This is a genomic window from Variovorax sp. UMC13 (assembly GCF_014170375.1).
Classification (GTDB): domain Bacteria; phylum Pseudomonadota; class Gammaproteobacteria; order Burkholderiales; family Burkholderiaceae_C; genus Variovorax.
In genome coordinates, this window is record NZ_LZZW01000018.1 from 226845 (window position 1) to 246728 (window position 19884).

Sequence of the window (19884 nt, forward strand, 5' to 3'; positions counted from 1 at the left end):
GAATGACATGACCCTCGACGACCTGATGTACAAGCCCGGCCTGCTGGCCGGCAAGCGCTACCTCGTGACCGGTGGCGGCAGCGGCCTGGGCCGCGTGATGAGCGAGGCGCTGCTGCTGCTGGGCGCCGAGGTCTACATCTGCGGCCGGCGCGAGCCCCTGCTCGAACAGACCGCGGCCGAACTCATGGCCGCGCACGGCGGTCGCGTGATCCCCAAGGCCTGCGACATCCGCCACGAGGCGCAGATCGGCACGATGCTCGACGAGATCTGGGCCGACGGCGGCGCGCTCGACGGCCTGATCAACAACGCGGCCGGCAACTTCGTGAGCCGCACCGAGGACCTGTCGCCACGCGCCTTCGACGCCATCTCGAGCATCGTGTTCCGCGGCAGCTTCTGCATGACGCTGGACTGCGGCAAGCGCTGGCTGGCCGAGGGCAAGTCGGCCTCGGTGCTGTCGATCCTCACGACCTGGGTCTGGAACGGCTCGCCCTTCACCGTGCCCTCGGCGATGTCGAAGGCCGGCCTGCATGCGATGACGCAATCGCTGGCGGTCGAATGGGCCGGCCGCGGCATCCGCTTCAACGCGATCGCGCCGGGCCTGTTCCCGACCGAGGGCATGAGTGCGCGCCTGAATCCCGGCGGCGGCGAGCACAAGGCCGACCGCAACCCCATGGACCGCAACGGCCGCATGCCCGAACTGGCCAACCTCGCGGCCTTCCTCATGGGCCCGGGCTCCGAATACGTCAACGGCCAGACCATCGCCATCGACGGCGGCCAGTACCAGGCCACGGGCGGCAATTTCTCGCGCATGGCCGAATGGACCGACGGCGATTGGCAGCGTGCGCGCGAGAATATCGCCGAACGTGACGCCAAGGACCGGAGACAACGCCATGCCAACGACTGAGACCCAGAGATTCCACGACCGCGTGCAACTGCAGCTGGACGGCGACGGCGTCGCCCAGCTGCGGCTGTCGCGCCCCGACAAGATGAACGCCATCGACGCCGGCATGTTCGCCGGCCTGGTGGCGGCCGCCGAGCACCTGGCTGGCGTCCGCGGCCTGCGCGCCGTGGTGCTGCACGGCGAGGGCCGGGCCTTCTGCGCCGGCCTCGACATGGCGAGCTTCGGCCGCATGAGCGAAGGCGGCGTGGTGGCCGAGGGCCTGACCGACCTGCTGGCGCGCACCCACGGCCTGGCCAACGCGCCGCAGCAGGTGGCCTGGGCCTGGCGCGAGCTGGCGGTGCCGGTGATCGCCGCGGTGCATGGCGTGGCCTTCGGCGGCGGCCTGCAGATCGCGCTGGGCGCCGATGTGCGTTATCTCGCGGCCGACACGCGGATGTCGGTGATGGAGATGCAGTGGGGCCTGGTGCCCGACATGGCCGGCATCCCGCTGATGCGCGAATTGCTGCGCGCCGACGTGGCACGCGAACTGGTGTTCAGCGCGCGCATCGTCGAGGCCGAGGAAGCCTGCCGCATCGGCCTGGGCACGCGCGTCTGCGCCGACCCGCTGGCCGAGGCGCTGGCCTTCGCGCGCGGCATCGCGGGCCGCAACCCCGATGCGGTGCGCGGGGCCAAGCGCTTGCTCAACCAGTCGGCCGATGGCGATGCGGCTTCGCTGCTGATGGCCGAGTCGGTGGAGCAGGCCAAGCTCATCGGCAGCGCGAACCAGCGCGAGGCGGTCAAGGCGGCGATGGAGAAGCGGGCGCCGCGCTTCCAGGACTAGGCACGTTCCAGGAACGACGACGGCGCGCGCCCCAGCCGCTTGCGGAACATGGTCGAGAAGGCCCCCGGGCTGTCGTAGCCCAGCTCCAGCGCCACCGTGGTCACGGGCGTGCCCGAGGCCAGCCGCGACAGCGCGGCCAGCAGGCAGGCCTGCTGGCGCCATTCGCCGAAGGCCATGCCGGTCTGCTGCCGGAACAGGCGGCTGAAGCTGCGCTCGCTCTTGTGCAGCTGGCGCGCCCAGTCGCCGGGCGCGGCGTGGATCAGCGGCCGGTGCAGGAAGGCGATGCACAGTGCGGCCAGGCCCGGGTCGCGTGGCAGCGGCGCGAAGAAGGGCAGCGTCTCGGCGCGCGCCAGCTCGTGCAGCAGCAGCTGCATCAGCACGCCGTCGCGCGTGTGTTCCTGGTAGTCGGCCCGCGTGTCGGTGGCTTCCAGCAGCAGCTGGTGCAGCAGCGCCGAGACCTTGAGCACCGCGCACTGCGTGCCGGCGCGCGGCACCGCGGCCGGCTCGATGTAGAGGCTGCGCGTGCTCACGCCCACCATGCGCACCCGGTGCGGCTGGCCGGCCGGAATCCAGACACCGCTGTAGGGTGGCACGACCCAGGCGCCGTCGTCGGTGCCCACCTCCATCAGGCCGGTCGCGCCGTAGAGGAACTGCGCGCGGCGGTGGCTGTGGGTCTCGAGCAGCACGCCTTTCGCATAGTCGGTGCCGATGGCCAGCACGGCTTGGGGCAGGGCGTCGACATCGGCGAGGGGCACGTTGCGCAAGGGTGGACGAGTTTGGCTGAACGGCGAACATTATTGGCGAATCGGCGCAGGCGGGCCGGGCGGCGGTTCCGGACACTCGGTCTCTTTAGCGAAGAGGTTGCCCGTGTCCTTCTATGTCCTGCTCGGCGCGTTCGGTCTTCTGGCCGGCGTCACCACCGTGTTGTTCGGCTTCGGCGGCGGTTTCGTCGTCGTGCCCTTGCTCTACCGGATGCTGCTGATGGCCAACGGCGAGCAGAGCGCGGTCGGCCGCTCGGCCATGCAGATCGCGGTCGCGACCTCGACCTGCGTGATGGTCTTCGGCGCCGCGCTGGCCACGCGCCGCCACCAGCGCGCGGGCACGCTCGATTGGGCCCAGGTGCGGCCGCTGCTCGCGCCCATCGCCGTGGGTGCGGCGCTCGGTGCGCTGGCCGCGAGCGCCGCGCAGGGCGAGTGGCTGCGCTGGGCCTTCGTGGGCTACCTGGTGCTGACCATCCTCGACAGCGTGTTCCGCCCGGGCTTCCTCTCGCGCCGGCCCGCGCTGGCGCCCGCGCCCTCGGGGCTGGCGACCGCCGCATCGGGCCTGGGCATCGGCACCGTGGCCGCCTTGCTGGGCGTGGGCGGCAGCGTGATGACCGTGCCGCTGATGCGCCGGCGCGGCGTGGCCATGACCCAGGCCACGGCGATGGCCAACCCGCTGTCGCTGCCGGTCGCGCTGGCGGGCGCCGCGACCTACGTCGCGCTGGGCTGGCATGCGAGCGCCTCGCTGGGCGCGGGCTACATCGGCCTGGTGGACCTGCGCGCGCTGGCCGTGCTGGTCGCGGGCTCGTGGGGGGGCATCCGGCTGGCCGCGCCGCTGATCGGGCGCATTCCCGACGCGGTGCATGCCCGGGTCTACCTGGGCCTGCTCACGGCCGTGCTGCTGGCGATGGTGCTGCGCTGAAGAGACTTCAGCGGATCACGCCCAGCTTGCGCGCGATGGCGACCGCCTGCGTGCGGCTCTTGGCGTCGAGCTTCATGTTGATGTTGCGCAGGTGGGTGCGCACCGTGCTGTCGGACACGAAGAGCTTCTCGGCCATCGCGTTGTTCGAATAGCCCTCGGCCAGCAACTGCAGCACCCGGATCTCCTTGCGCGTGAGCGGCTCCTTGTTGCCGTCGGCGCTGGGCGCCTCGACATTCGGCGCGACCATCGGGCCCAGCACCTGCAGCAGGCGCTGCAGGTACTCGGCCAGGATCGGGTCGCTGCGCCCGTCGGCCGCGCTGCGTTCCTGCGCCGCGGTGGCGTAGCGCTGCACCAGCAGGCCCACGGCCGGACCCTCGTCGAGGATCAGGCGCATGAAGCCTTCCTGGCTCGCGGTCTGCAGCACAGCGCCGATCTCCTCCAGGGCCGCGGCCACGTCGCCCGCGCGCTGCAGGGCCAGCGCGCGCAGCACGCGCAGCTTGAGCGCGCGGCGGCTGCGCGCGGCGGCGATGGCGGCGTGCAGCTCGGCGTCGAGCGCAGTGAGCGCGACGCGCGGGTCGCCGAAGCTGATCTCCCAGCGCGCCCGCGCCAGCGCGAGGTAGTCGAGGTCGTGCGCGGGCAGGCGCTGGCGGCGCTCGCGGTCCCACAGGGCCGGGTCGTCGGCGCGCGCGAGCTCGTCGCGCGAGGCCGGGCCGTTGCCCTGCAGCAGCAGCATGCGCGAGCGTTCGAGCTTGGCGCCCGCCACCACGCGCGGCAGCTGGCGGTGGTGGCCCAGGTACTCGAGCTCGGTCAGCGCCTGGAAGGCGGCGTCGATGTCGCCGGTGTAGAAGGCGATGCGCGAGCGCATCACGTGGCTCAGGATCATGTGGTCGGGCAGGCCCACGTCGCGCGCCAGCGGCAGGTAGACGTTGAGCAGGTGGTCGGCCTGCGGCAGCTGGTTGGCCTCGTAGACCACGCCCGCGTACAGCACGCCGGCCCAGGCGTTGCCATGGCTGTGGTTGTACGAGACCGCATGGGTGGAGTCGACCGCCATCCGGAAGCGCGCCGTGGCCTGGCGCAGCCGGCCGCCGTGCAGGTCGAGCATGCCCTCGAGCGACTCGGTGTACATGCGGTTGAAGGCGCTGTTGCCCTGGCGGCTGCGCGCCGCGTCGAGCAGGCGCTGCGATTCATGCTGGTCGCCCACCACCGAGATGATGTTGGCCATCGCGTTGAGAAGCGCGCTGTCGGCGAAGGGCAGGCCGGTGGGCAGCCGGGCCAGGCTCTCGCGGCCGGCCTCGTAGGCCTCGTCGTAGCGGTCCTGCATGGCCAGCAGCAGCGGGGTCAGCGTGTGGGCGCTGGCGCGCACCTCGGGGATGCCGCTCTCGGCGCAGCCCGACTGCTCGAGCTTCTTCATCGCGTCCCAGGGGCCGTAGGTGAAGCAGGCGGCCCAGAGCGCGATCAGCTGCAGGAAGGGGTGGGCGCGCAGCTGGTGCTCGGGGATGGCCGAGAACCAGCGCGAGAGCATGCGCATGCGGCCCTGCTCGAGGAATTCCTCGGCGTAGCTGTCGAGCAGCGTGAGCGCGTGCGGATGGTCGCCGCCCTCGATCGCGTGGTCGATCGCGGGCACCGGCCGGCCCTGCGATTCGTACCAGCCCGAGGCCGCGAGGTGCAGCCGCGCGAGTTCGTCGGGCCGCTCGCGTGCCAGCTGCGCGCGCAGGAAATCGGCGAACAGGCTGTGGTAGCGCCAGGCCGGCGTGTCGCTGGCCACGGGCGTGAGGAACAGGTTGGAGGCGGCCAGCTGGTCGAGGATGGCGGCGCAGTCGACGCGCGGGTTCAAGGTCTGGCAGACCGAGGCGTCGAGCTGGCGCAGGATGCTGGTGCGCAGCAGGAAATCGCGGATCTCGCGCGGCTGGTGCGCGAGCACGTCCTCGGCCAGGTAGTCGGCCACCGCGCGGTCCGAGCCGGAGAAGCGCTCGACGAAGCCGGTCTCGAGGCCGTGCCGCTCCAGCGCCATCGAGGCCAGCCAGATCGCCGCCACCCAGCCCTCGGTCTTGCGGTGCAGCTGCGACAGCATGTCGGCCGGCAGCGCCTGGCCCGCGCGCTGGCCGAAGAAGGCGCTGGTCTCGTCGATGTTGAAGCGCAGGCGGTCGGTGTCGATCTCCATCAGCTGGCCGCGCGCGCGCAGCCGGCCCACGCCCAGGTCGGGCAGGCTGCGCGAGCCGATCACGATGCGGCCGCGGCGCGGCAGGTGGTCGATGACCTCGCGCACCAGGCCCAGCACCGCGGGCTCCTGCACCACCTCGAAGTCGTCGAGGAACAGCGTGAAGGGCGAGTCGTGCGCGGCCAGCGCGGCCACCGCGTCGAAGGGCGCATTGGCCGGCGGCTCGTCCACGCCCAGGCGCTGCACCGCTTCGCCCAGGCAGATCAGGAAGCGCGAGACGTCGTTGTCGGCCCGGTCGAGCGTGAGCCAGGCGGTGGCCACGCCGTCGGCCTCCATGCGCTGGCGGCTCTGCGCCATGGCCGTGGTCTTGCCGAAGCCCGCGGGCGCGCGCACCAGGACCAGCTTCACCGCCGCCGCCGCGATCTGTTCGCTGATCGCGGTGCGCAGCACCTGCGTGACGACCACGGCCGGCGGGTTGAGCTTGGTTTCCAGGATGCGGGGCGAGGTGGGGGGCATTGCGGGTGGTTGCAAGAAGAAGGAAAAAGGCGGATCGGGGCCGCGCGCGTCAAGGCGCAGCGGGCAGGGCAGCGGTGTTTGTAGCGGGCTATCGCCTCGGGTCTTGTCTCCTTGGGCGCAGCGCTTCGGGCCAGGCACCGCGAGGGACCCATTGTGGGGGTCGCCCCGGCGGGGAATTTCCGTCGCTTCCGACGATTTCGCGCTTCGATTCTGCTTTCTAGACTGGCCGCCGACCCACTGAAAAACCCTTGCAGACCGAGGCGATCCGGGCTGCAGCGCACCGACATGACCGACGTATTCCTGTATGACCACGTGCGCACGCCGCGCGGCAAGGGCCGCCCCGACGGCGCCCTGCATCCCATCACGCCCGTCCAACTGGCCGCCCAGGTGCTGCAGGCCCTGCGCGAACGCAACGGGCTGGACCCGACGCAGATCGAGGACGTGGGCCTGGGCGTCGTGATGCCGGTGGGCGAGCAGGGCGCCGACATCGCGCGCTTCGCGCTGCTGGCCGCGGGCTACGGCGACAGCGTGGGCGGCTACCAGCTCAACCGCTTCTGCACCTCGGCGCTGGACACGCTCAAGATGGGCTTCGGCCTCGTGGCCTCGGGCCAGGCCGATGCGGTGATCGGCGGCGGCGTGGAGTCGATGTCGCGCGTGCCCATCGGCAGCGACGGCGGCGCGGTCTACACCGACCCGGCCATCGGCCGGCGCTTCCCCTACATCCCCAACGGCGTCGCGGCCGACCTGATGGCCGCGCTCGACGGCGTGGGCCGCGAAGACGTCGACGCCTACGCGGTCGAGAGCCAGCGCCGCGCGGCCCAGGCCCAGGCCGAAGGCCGCTTCGACCGTTCGCTGGTCCCGGTGCGCGACGGGCTCGGGCGCACCGTGCTGGCGCGCGACGAGGCCAACCGGCCCGGCACCACGATGGCCGACCTCGCCAAGCTCAAGCCGGCCTTCACCGCCGCGGGCGAGCAGGGCTTCGACGCGATCGTGCTGCAGCGCTACCCGCATCTCGAGCGCGTGCCCCACATCCACACCGGCGGCAATTCCAGCGGCATCGTCGACGGCGCCTGCGCGGTGCTGCTGGGCAACCGCGCCTACGGCGAGCGCAACGGCCTCAAGCCGCGCGCCCGGCTGGTGGCCGCGGCCTCCTGCGCCGACGAACCGCTGCTGAGCCTGGGCGGTCCGCTGCCCGTGACCGAGCGCGTGCTCGCGCGCTGCGGCATGGCCATCGGCGACATCGACCTGTTCGAGGTCAACGAGGCCTTCTCGGTGGTGCCGATGCGCTACGCGCGCCACTTCGGCATCGACCCGGCGCGCATCAATCCCAACGGCGGCGCGATCGCGCTGGGCCATCCGCTGGGCGCGACCGGCGCCATCCTGGTCGGCACGCTGCTCGACGAGCTCGAACGCAGCGGCCAGGCGACCGGCCTGGTCACGCTGTGCGCCGCCGCGGGCCAGTCGACCGCGCTGGTGATCGAACGGGTCTGACCCTCTCCTGAAGCCTTCCTCCCCATGACCCAGACTCCCAACCTCCGCTTCGAGGTCGACGCCGACGGCATCGCCCTCATCACGCTCGACGTGGCCGACCGGCCGATGAACGTCTTCACGCCCGGCTTCTCGGCCGACCTGCGCGCGGCGGTGGCCGAGCTCACGCGGCGCGAGGACGTGCGCGGCGCCGTCATCACCTCGGGCAAGCGCAACGGCTTCCTGGCCGGCGCCGACCTCAAGGATTTCGTCGGCTTCCATGCGCGCGGCACCACCGCCATCGAAGCCGCCGAGCTGATCGCGGAGAGCGCCCAGCCGCTGCGCGCGCTCGAGCGCTGCGGCAAGCCCGTGGCCGTGGCCATCAACGGCCTGGCGCTGGGCGGCGGTTTCGAGCTGTGCCTGGCCTGCCACCACCGGGTGCTGGCCGACGACCCGCGCGCCGTGGTCGGCCTGCCCGAGGTCACGGTGGGCCTGCTGCCCGGTGGCGGCGGCACGCAGCGGCTGCCGCGGCTGATCGGCATCGAGCGCGCCTTGCCGCTGCTCTTGACCGGGCGCCATGTGGCACCGGCCGAGGCGCTGGCGCTGGGCCTGGTCGATGCCGTGGTGCCGGCCGACGAACTGCTCGCCACCGCGCGCCGCTGGGTGCTCGCGCATCCCGATGCGCAGCAGCCCTGGGACGTGAAAGGCTTCCGCGTACCCGGCGGCACCGGCGCGCTGGCGCCGCATGCCAACGGCAGCTTCGGTGCCACGGTGGCGCGCATCCGGCGCGAGACGCAGGACAACTACCCCGCGCCCCTGGCCATCCTGTCGGCGGTCTACGAGGGCACGCAGCTGCCGATCGAACTGGGCCTGCGCATCGAGGCCCAGTACTTCGGCCCGCTGCTCGCCGGCCCGGTGGCGCGCAACCTGATGCGCACGCTGTTCGTGAACCGCGGCGCCGCGCAGAAGCTCGCGCGCCGGCCGGCCGGGGTGCCGCGCCAGCCGGTGCAGCGCCTCGGCGTGCTGGGGGCCGGCATGATGGGCGCGGGCATCGCGCAGGTCGCGGCGGCGGCCGGCATCGAGGTGGTGCTGGTCGATGCGACACAGGCCGCGGCTGAGGCCGCCAAGGCGCGCATCGCGACCGCGTATGCCAAGGAGAAGGGCGCCGACGCCGAACAACGGCTGGCGCGCATCACCGCCACGGCCGACCTCGGCCTGCTGCGCGGCAGCGACTTCGTGGTCGAGGCGGTGTTCGAGGACCGCCGGGTCAAGGCCGATGTCATGGCCCGCGCGGCCCTGGCGCTGGGCGACGTGCCCGCGCATTTCGTCTGGGCCAGCAACACCTCGACCCTGCCCATCGACAGCCTGGCCGCGCACTGGCAGAAGCCCGCGCAGCTGATCGGCGTGCACTTCTTCTCGCCGGTGGCGCGCATGCCGCTGGTCGAGGTCATCCTGGGCCCGCAAACCGCACCGGCCGCGCTCGCCCGCGCGCTCGACTTCGTGCAGCAGCTGCGCAAGACGCCGATCGTGGTGCACGACAGCCCGGGCTTCTTCACCAGCCGCATCTTCTGCGCCTACATCGACGAAGGCATGGCGATGCTGGCCGAGGGCGTGGCGCCCGCGCTGATCGAGAACGCCGCGCGCCAGGCCGGCTTCGCGACCGGCCCGCTGGCCGTGACCGACGAGGTCTCGCTCGACCTGCAACAGCAGGTGATCGACCAGGCGAGCGCCGACGGCCTCGATGCGCGCTTCCTGCGCGGCCATGCGCAGGCCGTGGTCGCGCGCATGAACGCGCTGGGCCGGCTGGGGCGCAAGAGCGGTGGCGGCTTCCATGACTTTCTGGCCGAGGGCGGCAAGCAGCTCTGGCCGGGATTGGCGGATGAATTCCCGTTGGCCGCCGATCAGCCCGCGGTCGAGGCACTCAAGCAGCGCCTGCTGGGCATCCAGGCGCTGGCCTCGGCGCAGTGCGTGGAGGAGGGCGTGGTCAACGAGGCGGCCGACGCCGACCTGGGGTCGATCCTCGGGCTGGGCTACCCCTCGTGGACCGGCGGCACGCTGTCGTATATCGAGACCGTCGGCCTGCGCGAATTCGTGGCGCAGTGCGACGCACTGGCCGAACGCCACGGCGAACGCTTCCGCCCCTCGGCCTGGCTGCGCGCCCGCGCCGACACAGGCCGCTTGTTCCATCCCCCGGCAGCCGATGCCGCCGACCCTCGTCCCCTGGAGAACGCATCGTGAGCAGCATCCGCACCCGTGTCACCGAGCAACTCGGCATCGCCTACCCGATCATCCAGGGCGGCATGCAGTGGGTGGGCGTGGCCGAGCTCGCCGCGGCCGTGTCGAACGCCGGCGGCCTGGGCATCCTGACCGCGCTCACCCAGCCCACGCCCGAGGACCTGGGCCGCGAGATCGCGCGCACCCGCCGGATGACCGACAAGCCCTTCGGCGTGAACCTCACGATCCTGCCCTCGATCCAGCCGCCGCCCTACGCCGACTACGTCGAGGCGATCATCGAGGGTGGCGTGCGCATCGTCGAGACCGCGGGCAACAGCCCCAAGGAATTCATCGCGCGCTTCAAGGAACGCGGCATCACCATCGTCCACAAGTGCACCACGGTGCGCCACGCGCTGTCGGCCGAACGCAATGGGGTCGACATGGTGTCCATCGACGGCCTCGAATGCGCGGGCCATCCGGGCGAGGACGACGTCGGCGGCCTGGTGCTGATCCCGGCCGCGGCGCGCGCGCTGAAGATCCCGATCATCGCCTCGGGCGGCATCGCCGACGGCCGCGGCCTGGCCGCCGCGCTGGTGCTCGGCGCCGAGGGCGTGAACATGGGCACGCGCTTCTGCGTGACGCAGGAGGCGCCGATTCATGACAACATCAAGCAGGCGCTGGTGCGCGGCTCGGAGCGCGACACCGCGCTGCTGTTCCGCACGCTCAGGAACACGGCACGCGTGTTCCGCAACGCCATCGCCGACGAGGTGCGCGCCATCGAGCAGCGCCCGGGCGGCTGCGAATTCGAGGACATCCGCCCGCTGGTGGCCGGCGCGCGCGGCCGTGCCGCCTTGGCCTCGGGCGCCGTCGACGACGGCGTGATCTCGGCCGGCCAGTGCATCGGCCTGATCGACGACGTGCCCACTTGCGCCGAGCTGATCGCGCGCATGGTGGCCGACTGCCGCGAGAGACTCGACCTGGCCGGGCGTTTCTTCTCGTGAACCCCTGGAGCGAAGGCGAGCGCGGCGCGGCGCTGCAGGCGCTGGTCGCGCAGCTGCGGCTGGAGCAGCTGGAGCACAACCTCTTTCGCGGCAGCAGCAGCGACATCGGCGCGCCGGCCGTGTTCGGCGGCCAGGTGCTGGGCCAGGCGCTGATGGCCGCGGCCCGCACCGTGCCGCAGCATGCGGCGCACTCGCTGCACGGCTACTTCCTGCGGCCGGGCGACAAGGCCGCGCCCATCGTCTACGACGTCGACCGCATCCGCGACGGCGCGAGCTTCACCACCCGGCGCGTGGTCGCGATCCAGCATGGCGAGCCGATCTTCCACATGTCGGCCTCCTTCCATCGGCGCGAGGAGGGCGTGTCGCACGCCCCCGCGATGCCCGAGGTGCCGGCCCCCGAGCAGACCCGCCCGCGCGAGGCCTCGCTGCGCGCGGTCGACGAGGTCTTCGACCTGCGCTTCGTCGACCCACGCGACCCGGCCACCGCGGGCCCGCGCCCGGCCCTCAACCGCGCCTGGCTGCGCACCGCCGAAGCCTTGCCCGACGACCCGGTGCTGCACCAGGCCTTGCTGGCCTATGTGTCCGATTACAGCCTGCTGGGGGTGGCGATGCAGCCGCACGGCCTGCACTTCAAGCAGCCCGGCGTGCAGGGCGTGAGCCTGGACCACGCGATGTGGTTCCACCGCGATTTCCGCTGTGACGACTGGCTGCTCTACGACACCGAGTCGCCCTCGGCCGCGCATGCGCGCGGCTTCTGCCGCGGCAGCCTGTTCAGCCGCGACGGGCGGCTGGTGGCTTCGGTGGCACAGGAAGGCCTGATCCGCGTGCGGGGCTGAAGCCGCATTCAGGCCGTCGCGGGCTGGCGCGCGAGGAAGGGCGCGATGTTGCGCATCGCGCGCTCGACATAGGCTTCCTTCTCGCCCACCGGCGCCACGTAGTGCAGGGCGTTGCGGGCCGCGTCCTCGTCTTCGAGCCGCGCGATCAGCCAGGCGGCCAGGTAATGCGCCGCCAGGCAGCCGCCCGCGGTCGCCACGTTGCCCTTGGCCACGAAGGGCCGGTCCAGCACCTCGATGCCCGCGTCCTGGACCCAGGGCTTGGTCGTCAGGTCGGTGCAGGCCGGCAGGCCGTCGAGCAGGCCCAGCCTGGCCAGCACCAGCGTGCCCGAGCACTGCGCGCCCAGCAGCTGCCGGGCCGGGTCGAGCTGCAGCTGCGCCATGAGGGTCGGGTCGGCCACCACGTCGCGCGTGAGCCGGCCGCTGCCGACGATCACCGCATCGGCCGCGCAGGCCTCACGCAGCGTGGCCTGGGCCTCGACCACGACGCCGTTCATCGAGCGGACGTGGCTGGCGGGGCTGGCGAGCGGACGCGCCAGCCGGGCTTCTGGACGCGGCGCAGGATGTTCAGCGCGATGAAGGAGTCGAGTTCGTTGAAGCCTTCGAAGGTGAGGATGGCGATGTGCATGGGGGTGTTCCGGCGAGCGGTCGTGGGTGGAGGGTTCCGGCATCGTAGGAAGCCCGTTCAATACAATCAAATAATTGTCATGAATACATTGGTCCATGCCCCACGCCCGCTACAAGTCGCTGGTCGACACCTTCGCCGCCGAGATCCGTGAGGGCCGCCTCGCGCCCGGCACCCGGCTGCCCACGCACCGCAAGCTGGCGGCGCGCGAAGGCGTGGCGCTGGTCACCGCCACCCGCGTGTACGCCGAACTCGAGGCCATGGGCCTGGTCAGCGGCGAGACCGGCCGCGGCACCTTCGTGCGCGAAGCCCTGCTGCCGCGCCACCTGGAGATCGACCCGTACGCCGTGGCGGCCGACACCACGGACCTGAACTTCAACTATCCCGCGCTGCCCGCCCAGGCCGGCATGCTGCGGGCCGCGCTGCGCCAACTGGCGGCCACGGGCGACCTGGAATCCTTGTTGCGCTACCAGCCGCACGGCGGTCGCATGTCCGAGCGGTCCGCCGTCGCTCATCACCTCGCGGACCGAGGCCTGGCGGTGGATGCGGCCCAGGTCGCGATCGTGGGCGGCGCGCAGCACGGCCTGGCGACCACGGCCATGGCGCTGCTCCAGCCCGGCGACGTGGTGGCGGTCGATGCCTTGACCTACCCGGGCTTCAAGCTGCTGGCGCAGGCGCAGCACCTCGAGCTGGCGCCGCTGCCCGCGGCCGGCGCGGGACCGGACCTCGATGCGCTGGAGGCGCTGTGCCGGCGCCGACGCGTGCGCGCCGTCTACGTCATGCCCACGCTGCACAACCCGCTGGGCTGGGTGATGAGCGCCAGCCGCCGCCGGCAGCTGGTGGCGCTGGCGCGCCGCCATGGCCTGCTGCTCATCGAGGACGCGGCCTACGCCTTCCTCGCCGCCGATCCGCCGCCGCCGCTGGCCGCGCTGGCGCCGGAGACCACCGTCTACGTCTCGGGCCTGTCGAAGAACGTGGCCACCGGGCTGCGCGTGGGCTTTGTCGCCGCGCCCGCGCCATGGATGCCGAAGATCGAGCGCGCCATCCGCACCACGACCTGGAACACGCCCGCCGTGATGACGGCCATCGCCTGCGGCTGGCTGGAGGACGGCACGGTGGCGCGGCTCGAAGCCGAGAAGCGCGAGGACGCGATGCGCCGGCAGGCGATCGCCACCGACGCCCTGGCCGGGCTGCGCTGCGTGCGCCATCCCGCGTCGTACTTCCTGTGGCTCACGCTGGCCGAGGAGGTGCGGGCCGACCGTGTGGCCAAGGCGCTGCTGGCCGAGCGCATCGCGGTCTCGACGGCCGAACCCTTCGCGACCACCGCGCACGTGCCGCATGCCTTGCGCCTGGCGCTGGGGTCGGTCCCGCTGGAAGGCCTGGGGGCGGTGCTGCGGACGGTCCGGCGGGTGATCGAGGGGCAGACGTTCTGAGGCGGGCGGTATCTTGCGGCATGCCTCGCCTGGCACGCCGGGCAGGGGCCTGGATCTGCACCGTGACGACGACTTGCGCTGAGACACCGCATCGCCAGGCACGGGAAACCTTTGTCCATGCAAAATGACCCGCATCAATGCATGGAACGAGCGAATGAACGGCCCCGACAACGAAGCGCGAGAAGAAGAAGCAGACCCCCACGCCGCATCTGAAACGGGCCAGCCGATGTCCTCGACCGGGCCGGTGGCCATCGAGATCGAGGCCGACCCCACGCTCGGCTACGCCTCGATCCAGAACGCCGTGCCCGTGGTTCGGGCCTTGCGGATCACCAACGGCGGTGCCGAGGCGCTCGAGCAGCTCGAGGTCGCCGTGGCCTGCAACCCGGGCTTCGCCGCTGGCGTCACGCTGCGCTTCGAGCGCCTGGCGCCCGGCGAATCGCGCCGCATCTCGCCGCTCGACCTGCAGCCGGACCATGGCTACCTGGCGCAATTGCAGGAGGCCGTGACGGCCACCATCGGCGTCACCGTGCGTTCCGGCACGGTGGAACGGGGCCGGGCCAGCCAGGCCGTCCAGGTGCTGGCCTACGATCAGTGGGCCGGCACCCGGGCCTTGCCCGAACTGCTGGCGGCCTTCTGCATGCCCAACAACCCGGCCGTCGACGTGTGGGTCGGCCAGGCCTCGGCGCTGCTGCGCGAGGCCGAGCACGCGCTGTCGATGAACGGCTACCAGTCGAAGAGCCGCGACATCGTCTGGAAGCAGGTCTCCGCCCTCTACAGCACGCTGGCCGCGGCCGGCTTCCACTATGCCGAGCCGCCGGCCTCCTTCGGCAGCGACGGCCAGAAGATCCGCACGCCCGATCGCATCCGGGACGCCGGCGTGGCGACCTGCCTCGACCTGGCCATGCTCTTCGCCTCCTGCTTCGAGCAGGCCGGGCTGCGGCCGGTGGTGCTGATCAGCGAGGGCCATGCCTGGGTCGGCGTCTGGCTGCACCCGACCCGCTTCCCCGACCCGCTGACCGACGACGTGCAGGCCGTGCGCAAGCGGGTCGACAGCGGCGAACTGCTGGTCTTCGAGACCACGGGCATCGCGCGCCACCACAGCCAGCGGGCCAGCCTGCGGATCGCGATGGAGTCCGGCGCCGAGCACCTGCGCGACGAGCAGGCCTTCCGCTACGCCATCGACATCCACCGCGCGCGTGAAGTGCAGATCAAGCCGCTGCCGTCGCGCGCGGCGCCGATCCAGCCTGGCGAGATCGACACCGACGCGCAGCCGACGGCGACGATCGAGCCCATGCCACCGCTGCCGGCGCTCGATGCCGCCAGCACCGTCATCGACCTGCCGTCCGACGACACGCCCGAAGGGCGGCTGGCGCAATGGAAGTCGCGCCTGCTCGACCTGACGCTGCGCAACAAGCTGCTGAACTTCAAACCCACGAAGACCACGCTCAAGTTCGTCGCGCCCGAGCTGGCCCGGCTGGAAGACGTGCTGGCCGAGGGCAAGGACTTCAAGCTGCGCGCCGTGCCCGCGCTCATGGAGGGCGCCGACCCGCGCATGGCGCAGGTCCATGCCAACCGCGGCGGCCGTTCGCCGCTGGACGACATGGCGCTCCAGGCGCTGGACGACCGCGAGCTGCTGGCGGAGGTCAAGGCCGAGGAGCTCGACGCGCGGCTGCTGGCCATCCACACCGCCGCGCGCACCGGCCTCGAGGAGGGCGGCGCCAACACGCTCTACCTGGCGATCGGCCTGCTGCGCTGGACCGAGGACGAAAAGTCCGAGCGCCGGAACATGGCGCCCATCCTGCTGGTGCCGGTCACGCTGCAGCGCCAGTCGGTGCGCTCGGGCTTCCGCCTCACGCGGCACGACGACGAGACCATTGTCAACCCGACCCTGCTGCAGTTCCTCAAGAGCAGCTTCGAGCTGCGCATTCCCGGGCTCGATGCGCTGCCCAGCGACGAGAAGGGCGTGGACGTCGAGCGCGTGCTGCAGGCCTTCCGCCTGGCCGTGGCCGAGATCAAGCATTGGGAGGTGCGCGAGGAGGCCTGGCTGGGCCTGTTCTCCTTCACCAAGTACCTGATGTGGAAGGACCTGCAGGACCGCACCGCGCAGCTCAAGGCCAACCGTGTGGTCCGGCACCTGATCGAGAACCCGGGCCAGCCCTTCGAGCGCGAGGGCGAGGCCGGTGAGTTCGACCGGCTCGACCAGCGCTTCCAGCCGCAGGACATCCTGGCGCCGCTGCTGTCGGACTCGTCGCAGCTCAAGGCCTTGTGCGCAGTCGACACCGGCCGCGACCTGGTGCTCGAAGGCCCGCCCGGCACGGGCAAGAGCCAGACCATCACCAACATCATCGCGCACAGCCTCGGCAAGGGAAAGACCGTGCTGTTCGTGTCCGAGAAGATGGCGGCGCTGTCGGTGGTGCACCGGCGGCTGGAGGCCATCGGCCTCGGGCCTTTCTGCCTCGAGCTGCACTCGTCGAAGTCGAAGAAGTCGGAGGTGCTGCAGCAACTGGGCATCGCGCTCGATGTGGCGGGCCAGCGCACGACCGAGGACTGGTCGCGCGAGGCCGAGCGGCTGGCGCAGCTGCGGCAGGAACTCAACGGCCTGGTCGATGCGCTGCACCGGGCCTATCCCAACGGCCTGACGGTCTTCGACGCGATCGGCACCTGCATCGGCGCGTCGGTGAAGGAGCCTTCGGCGATGCCCTGGCCGGACGCCACGGCGCACCGGCGCGAAGAGCTGGACGCGCTGCGTGAAGTCGCGCGCAGCATGGCGACGCTGGCCGGCGCGATCGGCGACCTGGACACGCATCCGCTGCGCCTGGTCGGCATGACCGAATGGAGCCCGACCTGGAGCGACACGCTGTTGGCGGCGAGCCGCCAGCTGGCCAAGCAGGCCGAGACGCTGCAGGCCCGGGCCGGCGCACTGGCGCCCGTGCTGGGCTTCGACCCGGCCGGCCTGGGCATGGAGGGCCTGGCGCAGCTCGACGCGCTGTCCGACGAGTTGCTGGCCGCGCCCAAGGTGCCGCTCGGCCTGGCGCGCCAGGCGCACGACAGCGGCGCGCGTGCGCGGGTCGGCGCCCTCGTGCGGCACGGCACGGCACGCGCCGGCCATTGGGAACGCATCGGCGCGGGCTGGGCGCCGACCCTCGCCAAGCTGAACGGCACCGAGCTGCTGGCCGAATGGTCGGCGGCTCGCGCGGCCTGGTGGCTCGGTGCGCTGTTCAAGAAGCGCGCCGTGACCGGCAAACTCGCGGCCTTCCGCGCCGATGGCCAGCGACCCACGGCCGTGCAGGTCGAGGCCATGCTGCAGCCCCTGGTCGCGCTCAACGAAGAGGACCAGGTGCTGCGCGCGATGCAGGCCGAGGCCCAGGGCCTGCTGGAAGAAACCTACCAGGGCCTCGGCACCGACTGGACCGCGCTGGCCTCGCACGAGACCTGGGCCCAGCGCTTCGCCGATGCGGTCGTGCGCCTGGCGGCCGGCGACGAACAGCGCAGCGCCGCGCTGCGGTCGGCGCTGCAGCCGCTGGTGTCGGAGAATCGTGCCTTGCTCGCCCCCGGTGGCCGCGTCGGCCAGGACCTGCTGGCCTTCCGCGCGGCCTGGCGCGAGCTGCGCGAAGGGCTGGCCCAGGTCGAGGCCCTGGCCAGGCCGGTCGCACCGCTCGCCGGCGAGGCCCATGCCGATGGCGCGCTGGCACGGATGCTGGGCGTGCTGGCCGGATGGCAGTCGGCCAGGCCGCGCCTGCAGGCCTGGTGCCTGTGGCGCAATGCGCGCGACCGGGCCATCGCCGGGGGCCTGCAAGGGCTGGTCGCGGACCTCGAGGCCGGTGCGGTCGCCTTGCAGGACATCGAAGCGCATTTCGAGTTCAGCTACCGGAACTGGTGGGCCAAGAAGGCCATCGACGTCGACCCGACCCTGCGCAACTTCGCGAGCGCGGAGCACGAACGCAAAATTCGCGACTTTCGCGCCGCCGACGCCAACTTCCAGAAGCTCACCGAGCAGTACCTGGCGGCCACGCTCGCGGCCAAGGTGCCCTCGTCCGCGGGCGTCGCGGCCAAGCCCACCAGCGAGATGGGCCGGCTGCTGCGCGAGCGGCAGAAGCAGCGCGCCCACATCCCGGTGCGCCAGCTGGTGCAGGCCATGCCGACCCTGCTGCCGCAGCTCAAGCCCTGCCTGCTGATGTCGCCGCTGTCGGTGTCGCAGTACCTCGATGCGGGCTTCTCGCAGTTCGACCTGGTGATCTTCGACGAGGCCTCGCAGATCCCGGTCTGGGACGCCGTGGGCGTGATCGCGCGCGGCAAGCAGGTGGTGGTGGTGGGCGACCCCAAGCAGCTGCCGCCGACCAGCTTCTTCAACAAGTCTTCCGACAGCGAGGAGTCCGGCGCGGCCGACGACGAGCGCGTGGAAGACCTGGAGAGCATCCTCGACGAGTGCCTGGGCGCGGGCATGAACAAGCTGAGCCTGAAGTGGCACTACCGCAGCCGGCACGAGAGCCTGATCACCTTCAGCAACCACCGCTACTACGGCGATTCGCTGGTCACTTTTCCGTCGCCGGTCACGGACGACCTGGCGGTCAGGTTCCAGCGCGTGGCGGGCGTCTACGACCGGGGCGGCAGCCGCACCAACCGGGCCGAGGCCGATGCGATCGTCGAGGGCATCGAGGCGCACTACCTCGATCCGCGGCAGCGCGAGCTGACCCTCGGCGTCGTGACCTTCAACCAGACGCAGCAGGCCCTGATCGACACCCTGCTGGACGCGCGCCGGCGCGCCAACCCCGAGCTCGACCGCGCCATCGCGGCACAGACGCGGGAAAAACTCTTCGTCAAGAACCTGGAGAACGTCCAGGGCGACGAGCGCGACATCATCTTCTTCTCGATCACCTACGGGCCCGATGCCGCCGGCAAGACGACCATGAACTTCGGGCCGCTCAACGGGGAGGGCGGCCATCGCCGGCTCAACGTGGCGATCTCGCGCGCGCGCGAAGGCGTGGTGATCTACAGCAGCTTGATGCCCGAGCAGATCGACCTGGCACGGGTGCGCGCCGCGGGCGTGCGCGACCTCAAGCACTACCTGGAATTCGCGATCCGCGGCGCCCGCGCGCTGTCGGAGCAGAGCGCGCCCACCGGCCGCGAACCGGACAGCCCCTTCGAGGTGGCCGTGATCCAGGTGCTGCGCGAAGCCGGCTGGACGGTGCATCCGCAGGTCGGCTGCTCGGGCTACCGGATCGACCTGGCGGTGGTCGACCCGCGCGCGCCCGGCCGCTACCTGGTCGGCATCGAATGCGACGGCCGCGCCTACCACTCCGGCGCCACCGCCCGCGACCGCGACCGGCTGCGCCAGCATGTGCTCGAAGGCCTGGGCTGGCACATCCATCGCATCTGGTCGACCGATTGGTGGATGGACCCCCAGGGCGAGGTGCAGAAGCTCACGCGCCTGCTGCAGGCGTTGACGGCCGATGCGCAGGTGGAGGGGGAAGCCGCCGAGGTGGTGGCCGCGCCCTGAAGGCAGGGCGGCGGCCCGAAGCGCGTCAGTGCCGCTTCGGGTTTCCGTGCGGATTCGGCCAGCGGTCCTGGGGCCCTTCGGGACGCAGCAGCGCGTCGCCGGGCTGCCGGTAGTCCTCGTTCTTCCATGCGGGCGGCGTGCGCCAGACGGCGCGCCAGAGGGCGAGGTGCAGCGGCAGGCTGTCGGCCTTCACGCGTTCCCAGTCGTGCTTGAGCAGCAGCGCGATGCGCTCGGTGAACAGGTCCATGTCCTGCGCGCCGTCGAAGAACAGGCGATCGAAGTGCTCGAGGATCTCGACGTCGAGCGGGTCCTTGGGGTTGAGCAGGGTCGCCAGCCGGGCGCGCAGCTGCCAGATCCGTCCGGGCATCGAGGCCTGGGCCGGAAACAGCTGGAACCCGGCGATCTCCGCGGCGAGTGCGCGCAGTTCGTGGCGCCAGCTCGTGCGTTCGGCGCTCACTGCGGCGACCTGGACCGTGCGCTCGCTCTTGCGGAAGGCGAGGAAGCCGACGGCCACGCCCGCCAGCGCGGGCCAGACGGTCGCAGCCCTGAGAAGTTCGATCATGTTCGTCGCCCGAGGCAGGCAGATGCCTTCCGCATTCTGGCGCTTTCGCGCGCAGTCTGTGGCGAAGGCGGCTGGCGTGCATGCCTGAGGCCCGGCGTCTGCCGCGCGGGCCAGAGTCCGGGCGCGCTGGGACAAGAAGCGCCGGGTCGATCCGCTTAGCCTTTCTCCGCAGGC

Annotated in this window: 12 protein-coding genes and 1 pseudogene; 9 read left to right on the plus strand and 4 right to left on the minus strand. The window is 71.9% G+C overall.

Going from position 1 to position 19884, the window contains the following annotated elements:
- The first annotated feature begins 7 nt into the window (after nt 1-7).
- Entirely contained in the window at nt 8-904 is an 897-nt protein-coding gene (locus A9977_RS15845; RefSeq protein ID WP_183025815.1) for an SDR family oxidoreductase, read from the plus strand.
- Nucleotides 891-1721: a crotonase/enoyl-CoA hydratase family protein gene (locus A9977_RS15850; protein WP_183025816.1), complete on the plus strand. Its 831-nt coding sequence runs from the start codon at nt 891-893 to the stop codon at nt 1719-1721. Before A9977_RS15845 ends, A9977_RS15850 begins: the two co-directional genes overlap by 14 nt.
- Here the strand turns inward: A9977_RS15850 and A9977_RS15855 are convergent.
- Complete coding sequence (locus A9977_RS15855) at nt 1718-2485, minus strand: helix-turn-helix transcriptional regulator (protein ID WP_183025817.1); 768 nt, start codon at nt 2483-2485, stop codon at nt 1718-1720. The genes A9977_RS15850 and A9977_RS15855 overlap by 4 nt on opposite strands.
- 103 nt (nt 2486-2588) lie before the next feature.
- Between A9977_RS15855 and A9977_RS15860 the strand changes: the two genes are divergently transcribed.
- Nucleotides 2589-3404: a sulfite exporter TauE/SafE family protein gene (locus A9977_RS15860; protein WP_310936143.1), complete on the plus strand. Its 816-nt coding sequence runs from the start codon at nt 2589-2591 to the stop codon at nt 3402-3404.
- Between the two features lie 7 nt (nt 3405-3411).
- On the opposite strand, the gene A9977_RS15865 is transcribed toward A9977_RS15860, so the two are convergent.
- The gene (locus A9977_RS15865) at nt 3412-6078 is read right to left on the minus strand and encodes a LuxR C-terminal-related transcriptional regulator (RefSeq protein WP_183025819.1); all 2667 of its coding nucleotides are present in this window, start codon (nt 6076-6078) and stop codon (nt 3412-3414) included.
- Between the two features lie 285 nt (nt 6079-6363).
- Between A9977_RS15865 and A9977_RS15870 the strand changes: the two genes are divergently transcribed.
- Genes A9977_RS15870 through A9977_RS15885 form a run of 4 tightly spaced genes read left to right on the plus strand, consistent with a single transcriptional unit; the run spans nt 6364 to nt 11596 of the window.
- Nucleotides 6364-7569, plus strand: a complete 1206-nt coding sequence (locus A9977_RS15870) for an acetyl-CoA C-acetyltransferase (protein ID WP_183025820.1) — start codon at nt 6364-6366, stop codon at nt 7567-7569.
- 24 nt (nt 7570-7593) lie between these two features.
- Nucleotides 7594-9783, plus strand: coding sequence for a 3-hydroxyacyl-CoA dehydrogenase NAD-binding domain-containing protein (locus tag A9977_RS15875; RefSeq protein ID WP_183025821.1), 2190 nt, complete (start codon nt 7594-7596; stop codon nt 9781-9783).
- Nucleotides 9784-9788: 5 nt separating this feature from the next.
- Nucleotides 9789-10760: a nitronate monooxygenase family protein gene (locus A9977_RS15880; RefSeq protein WP_183026008.1), complete on the plus strand. Its 972-nt coding sequence runs from the start codon at nt 9789-9791 to the stop codon at nt 10758-10760.
- A complete protein-coding gene (locus A9977_RS15885) occupies nt 10757-11596 on the plus strand; it encodes an acyl-CoA thioesterase II (protein ID WP_183025822.1) in 840 nt (279 codons plus the stop codon). The genes A9977_RS15880 and A9977_RS15885 overlap by 4 nt, the downstream gene beginning before the upstream one ends.
- An 8-nt stretch (nt 11597-11604) precedes the next feature.
- Here the strand turns inward: A9977_RS15885 and A9977_RS15890 are convergent.
- A pseudogene (locus tag A9977_RS15890) lies at nt 11605-12221 on the minus strand (DJ-1/PfpI family protein).
- Nucleotides 12222-12316: 95 nt separating this feature from the next.
- Here A9977_RS15890 and A9977_RS15895 point away from each other — a divergent pair.
- Together A9977_RS15895 and A9977_RS15900 are read left to right on the plus strand one after the other, a co-directional pair.
- Nucleotides 12317-13651: a PLP-dependent aminotransferase family protein gene (locus A9977_RS15895; RefSeq protein ID WP_183025823.1), complete on the plus strand. Its 1335-nt coding sequence runs from the start codon at nt 12317-12319 to the stop codon at nt 13649-13651.
- A gap of 226 nt (nt 13652-13877) precedes the next feature.
- Nucleotides 13878-19148, plus strand: a complete 5271-nt coding sequence (locus tag A9977_RS15900) for a DUF4011 domain-containing protein (protein WP_259651988.1) — start codon at nt 13878-13880, stop codon at nt 19146-19148.
- Between the two features lie 25 nt (nt 19149-19173).
- On the opposite strand, the gene A9977_RS15905 is transcribed toward A9977_RS15900, so the two are convergent.
- A complete protein-coding gene (locus A9977_RS15905; RefSeq protein ID WP_183025825.1) occupies nt 19174-19710 on the minus strand; it encodes a hypothetical protein in 537 nt (178 codons plus the stop codon).
- Between the last annotated feature and the right edge of the window lie 174 nt (nt 19711-19884).

Excerpts from the sequence above, each read along its gene's own strand:
- A9977_RS15845 (WP_183025815.1), top strand. The coding sequence starts at position 8 with ATGACCCTCGACGACCTGATGTACAAGCCCGGCCTGCTGGCCGGCAAG.
- A9977_RS15875 (WP_183025821.1), top strand. The coding sequence starts at position 7,594 with ATGACCCAGACTCCCAACCTCCGCTTCGAGGTCGACGCCGACGGCATC.
- A9977_RS15865 (WP_183025819.1), bottom strand. The coding sequence starts at position 6,078 with ATGCCCCCCACCTCGCCCCGCATCCTGGAAACCAAGCTCAACCCGCCG.
- A9977_RS15870 (WP_183025820.1), top strand. The coding sequence starts at position 6,364 with ATGACCGACGTATTCCTGTATGACCACGTGCGCACGCCGCGCGGCAAG.
- A9977_RS15905 (WP_183025825.1), bottom strand. The coding sequence starts at position 19,710 with ATGATCGAACTTCTCAGGGCTGCGACCGTCTGGCCCGCGCTGGCGGGC.
- A9977_RS15895 (WP_183025823.1), top strand. The coding sequence starts at position 12,317 with ATGCCCCACGCCCGCTACAAGTCGCTGGTCGACACCTTCGCCGCCGAG.
- A9977_RS15900 (WP_259651988.1), top strand. The coding sequence starts at position 13,878 with ATGTCCTCGACCGGGCCGGTGGCCATCGAGATCGAGGCCGACCCCACG.
- A9977_RS15850 (WP_183025816.1), top strand. The coding sequence starts at position 891 with ATGCCAACGACTGAGACCCAGAGATTCCACGACCGCGTGCAACTGCAG.